Raw genomic sequence first — 5340 nt, forward strand, 5'->3', positions numbered from 1 at the left:
GGTGAAGGTGATCAGGGAATAGATTTTCTTTTGTTACAGCGATAAAAAAAGAACGGCCTGTTGCGCGCGGGTTTTGTCAGACTTATTGATTTCCCTGAGTTATCTTTTGGATTTTAAAGGGATCCGGGGAGATAGATGCAGATGCTCAGCGCCGTTCTTTTTTCTTTAGTATTTAAACTACCGGGTGTTTCCATGGATCCCTGTATGGCCGCTGTAACAATGCTGTGGCAGCGGGATCGCCGGTAATGATCCGTTTTTGCGGATCATATACCACGGGCCGTCCTGTTTGCATGGAAATATTAGCGAGGATACAGCTGGCAGTGGAAATATGTCCTTCTTCAATATCTGCAACGGGCCTGCCCCCATTTTTTATAGCGCCGAGAAAATCGAGCATATGCAGGCGCGTTGCCGGTGCTGCATTCAGCTCAATAGCCGGTTCGGTAAGGTCTTCCGGGTACTTCTCCTTTTCATATACCACGTCTTTGTGAATGGGGGCGCCATTACCATTGCCTTCAGGGATAAAGTCGTATGACATAGTACTGGCTGCCAACGTACCTTTTTCCCCGTACAGTTTAAACGACCACGGGTATTTGGGATCAGCGGGCGTGCCCCAGGTGCGGTGCTGCCATACACAGTTGAGCCCGTCGTATTCAAAAATGGCCGACTGTGTATCGGAAATATTCGATTTGCCTTCTTTCTGCACGTAAATACCGCCGGTGGAGCTGATGCGCTTGGGCCATCCCAGGTGCAGCATCCAGCGTACGGTGTCGAACATATGCACGCACATATCACCCATAATGCCATTGCCATATTCCATGAAAGTACGCCACCAGCGCACGTGGGGCAGTCCGTCGTAAGGCCGCAGGGGAGCGGGGCCTGTCCACATTTCATAATCGAAATACTCCGGCACTGCCTGTACCGGCGGGTTGCCGTTGTTGCGCATATGATAATAACAACACATTTCCACATGTGATATTTTACCAAGCAGGCCCGCGTCTACAATATTCTTTTTGGCATCAATAAGGTGTGGGGTGCTTTTACGCTGCGTACCTACCTGCACCACGCGGTTATACCTGCGGGCGGCAGCTACCATGGCTTCTCCTTCCATTACATCCACACTGATCGGCTTTTGCACATATACATTGGCGCCGGCTTTCAGCGCTTCGATAGTCTGAAGGGCATGCCAATGATCAGGGGTGCCTATTAGTACAATGTCGAGTTCGTTTTCAGATAACAGCTTGCGGTAATCAGCATACAGGCGGGGCGTTTCACCGGAAGCCTGCCGTTTGCGCACCATTTCCGCCGCTGCCTGGAGCATATTTTTATCTGCATCACAAAGGGCCACTACTTTTACCGGCGCCACCTGGATAAGGCGGAACAAATCGCTTTTGCCATACCATCCGGTGCCAATCAAGGCTACCCGCAAGGGTTTTGCCGGGTTAATAAAATCCAGTGCACTGGCGCCGATAGCAGAAAGTGCCAGCGTGGCCGTGGCTCCTTTCAGGAAACGGCGACGGTTAATGTTGAAATTCTCCATAGCGTGGAACAATTAATAAGGTTTACAGAACTATAGAAGAGAAAGATAATCATTCAGCCGAAGAAATTATAACCTGTACATAATAATATGAGTACCCGTTAATGCGTATCTTTGCGCCTCTTTAAAACCGACACCTAAATTTTTCTGATGAAGCCTTTTACTGGTTTATTTGATTTTTCACAACAACCCGATTACAAGTCGGAGATACTGGCAGGGCTTACCGTAGCCATGACCATGATCCCGGAGTCTTTGTCCTTTGCCATACTGGCGGGGTTCCCGCCACTGGTGGGATTGTATGCTGCTTTTATCATGGGACTGGTGACAGCTGTTTTCGGGGGAAGACCAGGGATGGTATCCGGCGGGGCCGGGGCCACCGCCGTAGTGCTGATTGCGCTGATGCAGTCGCACGGGCTGGAATACGTATTTGCGGCGGTGCTGCTGGCCGGGGTGTTACAATTACTCGTAGGTGTATTTAAGCTGGGTAAATTTATCAGGCTGGTGCCGCAGCCGGTGATGTATGGATTTGTAAACGGGCTGGCTGTAATTATTTTCATGTCGCAGTTCCGGCAGTTTAAAACAATGGCAGGCAGTGAACTGGTATGGATGAGCGGGCATCCGCTGTGGATCATGATAGGGCTGGTAGCGCTGACCATTGCCATAGTCATCTTCTTTCCAAAAATAACAAAAAAGATACCTGCTTCGCTGGTGGCTATTATCGTGGTATTTGCCCTGGTGCTGGCATTGGGTATCCCTACGCGTACGGTGAAAGACATTGCTGCTGTAGGTGGTGGCTTTCCGCCGTTCCACCTTCCGCAGGTACCCTTTACATTTGAAACGTTACAGGTAGTTTTCCCTTACGCCCTCATTATGGCAGGCGTGGGGCTTACAGAAAGTTTGCTGACGCTGAACCTGGTAGATGAAATGACCGGTACCAGGGGCAACAGCAACAGGGAAGCAATGGCCCAGGGAGGAGCAAATATGCTGAACGGCATTTTCTTTGGCATGGGTGGCTGCGCCATGATTGCGCAAACATTTGTAAATCTTTCTGCCGGCGCAAAATTGCGTTTATCCGGGATAATAGCATCGCTGACCATCCTGGCGGTGGTTCTTTTCGGGGCGCCGGTGATAGAACGTTTACCCATGGCGGCGCTCACCGGTGTAATGCTGATGGTGGCGATATCTACTTTTGAGTGGGCCAGTTTCCGTATTATCAACAAAATGCCAAGGGCAGATATTTTCGTGGGAATGCTGGTAGCTGTTATCACGGTGTGGTTACATAACCTGGCGCTGGCGGTGCTTATAGGGGTCATTATTTCAGCGCTGGTATTTGCTTGGGAAAGTGCGAAGAGGATCCGAGCACGGAAATATACTGATGAAAACGGCATTAAGCATTATGAAATATATGGCCCGCTGTTTTTTGGATCGGTAGTAACTTTTAGTGAGAAGTTTGATGTAGCCAATGATCCGACAGAGGTGATCATTGATTTCAAAGACAGCCGCATTGCAGACATGAGTGGGATAGAAGCATTGAATAAATTAACAGAGCGTTACCGCCAGGCAGATAAAAAACTGCATTTAAGGCACCTGAGCGCTGATTGCAGGCAGCTGCTGAAAGATGCCGCCAGCGTGATAGACGTAAACATTATAGAAGACCCCGAATATATGGTAGCCGTAAAATAGCTGTCGCTTTATTCCGCTTTATGTCTTTGCAGGATGATATCGATCATTGGTTTCAGGGTATTAAATTCTTCCATGGTAAATCCCATGCTGCAACTGATCTTTTCGGGGATATCTATAGCCTGTTGCTGCAGTTGTTTTCCGGCAGCCGTCAGGTGGATGTTTACACTCCGTTCGTCTTCTTTGCTGCGAACACGTTTGATCAGCTTTTTGGCTTCAAGTCTTTTTAATAATGGGGTTAATGTACCTGAATCCAGCATGAGCAGCCGGCCCAGCGCCTTCACGGATAAAACATCATGTTCCCATAATGCCAGCATAACAAGGTACTGCGGGTAGGTAAGGTCCAGGGCGCCAAGTAAAGGCTGGTAATGTGAAGTTACCAGCCTTGACAAGGCATAAAATGAGAAGCAAAGCTGGTTCGATAATTTCAGTTGTTGTTTCAAGGCGGCATATTTAACAACCCAAAATTAAGCTAATGTTTCCATTAATATCTGTGCCACTGCTGCAGACGAAGCAGGATTCTGTCCGGTGATCAGCAAACCGTCTTTCAGCGCGTACGAATGCCAGTCTTTTCCCTTGCTGTAAATGCCACCGAGTTGTTTTAATTCATCTTCTAACAGGAACGGCACTACGCTGGTTAACTGTACGGCTTCTTCTTCTGTATTACTGAACCCCGTTACCTCTTTCCCTTTTACCAGCGCCGCGCCGTCCGGCCCCTTTACTTTGAGTAATGCAGCCGGCGCATGACATACAAACGCAACCGGTTTATGCTGCCGGTAAAAAGTTTCAATCAGCGATACGGAAGCAGGATCATTGGCAAGGTCCCACAGGGGACCATGGCCGCCGGGATAGAACACGGCATCATAGTCGGAAGCATTTGCCTCGTTGAGCTTCAATGTAGCAGCCAGCTTTTTTTGCAGCGCTTCATCCCGTTTAAAACGCGTAGTGGCTTCCGTTTGAAATTCAGGCAGCTCACTTTTAGGATCAATGGGTGGTTGTCCGCCTTTGGGAGAAGCCAGTGTAACCTCGGCTCCCGCATCTGCCAACACATAGTAGGGGGCGGCAAATTCCTCCACCCAGAACCCGGTTTTATGGCCGGTGTTGCCCAGTTCATTGTGCGATGTCAATACAATTAATACTTTCATAAAATGAAATTTAGATCAGTGTTAACTCCACTTCAATGTTACCACGGGTAGCATTGGAGTAGGGGCATACCTGGTGTGCTTTTTCCAGCAGTTCCTGTGCCAGTTCCTTTTCCACACCCGGGATAGACGCCTCCAGTTTTACTGATAACCCAAAACCGCCGTTATTGTTCTTACCAATACTAACTTCTGCATTTACCTGAGTAGCGCCGGTGGTTACTTTTTGTGTTCTGATCACCAGGTTAAGTGCGCTGTCAAAACAGGCTGCATAGCCCGCTGCAAACAATTGTTCCGGGTTGGTGTAGGCGCCGCCGCTGCCGCCCAGTTCCTTTGGCATTCTTACCTCAAGGTCCAGTACGCCGTCTGAAGATATAATATGTCCATTTCTGCCGCCGGTAACGCTGGCGTGCGCTGTGTATAACTTTTCGATCTTTTCCATGAGTGTTTTTTATTTATTGTGCAAAATTAGATTGTGTACAATTTAATTCCAAATTTATTTTTTGGGAGATGTTGGATTTGTCATGATGTATCGAATGTCCGTTCACGATAAGAAGTATCCAGGTTGGTATAAACGTAATGGCTAAACGCTTGTTTAATAATGCGAAGGTGAAGGCCGGGGGAGATAAGTATGCCAATAAATTATATGAGGAGTGCTATAGAACGACCATGCCCCTATACCCTACATTGAAAGGAAAACCCCTCGATGATCTATTGATCTTTCTTGAAAATGACAGTAAAACCTTGAACAGGGAAGGATATGATCTTATAAAGCGAAGAACAGATAGCGCTGCGGTACGTCCAAAAACCAGGACAACATCTTAGTTAATATCTGGAAAAAAAGTACTCTCCCGGGAGAGTACTTTCCTATTGTTAATAACCATATTTACGCTTACCCCTTAATGAAATGGCCGTTTGCAGTATAACCGAAGCGCCCACAAACAATACCCCCGGATAAAACGACACATTCACCTGCTTCCCTTCTGC

Annotated in this window: 5 protein-coding genes; 1 reads left to right on the forward strand and 4 read right to left on the reverse strand. The window is 47.9% G+C overall.

The genetic code is table 11. The features are described 5' to 3' along the window. Positions 1-172: 172 nt before the first annotated feature. Positions 173-1537, reverse strand: coding sequence for a Gfo/Idh/MocA family oxidoreductase (locus VN105_RS09430; protein ID WP_325640167.1), 1365 nt, complete (start codon positions 1535-1537; stop codon positions 173-175). A 147-nt stretch (positions 1538-1684) separates the two neighbouring features. On the opposite strand from VN105_RS09430, the gene VN105_RS09435 reads away from it, so the two are divergent. Next, positions 1685-3217, forward strand: a complete 1533-nt coding sequence (locus VN105_RS09435; RefSeq protein WP_325640169.1) for a SulP family inorganic anion transporter — start codon at positions 1685-1687, stop codon at positions 3215-3217. An 8-nt stretch (positions 3218-3225) separates the two neighbouring features. Here VN105_RS09435 and VN105_RS09440 read toward each other — a convergent pair whose 3' ends face one another. Genes VN105_RS09440 through VN105_RS09450 form a run of 3 tightly spaced genes read right to left on the reverse strand, consistent with a single transcriptional unit; the run spans position 3226 to position 4795 of the window. After that, positions 3226-3657 carry a MarR family transcriptional regulator gene (locus tag VN105_RS09440; protein ID WP_325640170.1) on the reverse strand — a complete coding sequence of 144 codons (432 nt, stop codon included), beginning with the start codon at positions 3655-3657 and terminating at the stop codon, positions 3226-3228. Positions 3658-3681: 24 nt separating this feature from the next. After that, complete coding sequence (locus tag VN105_RS09445) at positions 3682-4359, reverse strand: type 1 glutamine amidotransferase domain-containing protein (RefSeq protein WP_325640172.1); 678 nt, start codon at positions 4357-4359, stop codon at positions 3682-3684. Positions 4360-4369: 10 nt separating this feature from the next. Next, entirely contained in the window at positions 4370-4795 is a 426-nt protein-coding gene (locus VN105_RS09450) for an organic hydroperoxide resistance protein (RefSeq protein WP_325640174.1), read from the reverse strand. Positions 4796-5340 lie beyond the last annotated feature (545 nt).

Source organism: Chitinophaga sp., from assembly GCF_035564935.1.
Classification (GTDB): domain Bacteria; phylum Bacteroidota; class Bacteroidia; order Chitinophagales; family Chitinophagaceae; genus Chitinophaga.

Bases quoted from the DNA above. Each gene is read 5' to 3' on its own strand.
- VN105_RS09430 (WP_325640167.1), bottom strand. From the start codon at position 1,537: ATGGAGAATTTCAACATTAACCGTCGCCGTTTCCTGAAAGGAGCCACG.
- VN105_RS09435 (WP_325640169.1), top strand. From the start codon at position 1,685: ATGAAGCCTTTTACTGGTTTATTTGATTTTTCACAACAACCCGATTAC.
- VN105_RS09445 (WP_325640172.1), bottom strand. From the start codon at position 4,359: ATGAAAGTATTAATTGTATTGACATCGCACAATGAACTGGGCAACACC.
- VN105_RS09450 (WP_325640174.1), bottom strand. From the start codon at position 4,795: ATGGAAAAGATCGAAAAGTTATACACAGCGCACGCCAGCGTTACCGGC.